Raw genomic sequence first — 201 nt, 5'->3', positions numbered from 1 at the left:
GCCTTGGATGTATATGAAAAAATGAGCGGAAGATTTGATAAATATGGCAAAATCAAAAAAGGCTTGGAAATTTTTTATGCAATTAAAGGATATTATTATCTTAGCATTAACGACTATGACTCTGCAAGACTGTGCTTTGACAAGTGCCTGAAAACAACATCCAATTATCCTAATGATTTTGTATACAGCTACGAGGGGCTT

The organism is Prevotella sp. CAG:255, from assembly GCF_000431195.1.
Classification (GTDB): Bacteria; Bacteroidota; Bacteroidia; order Bacteroidales; family Bacteroidaceae; genus Prevotella; species Prevotella rara.
Note: the sequence above shows the minus strand (reverse complement) of the source record.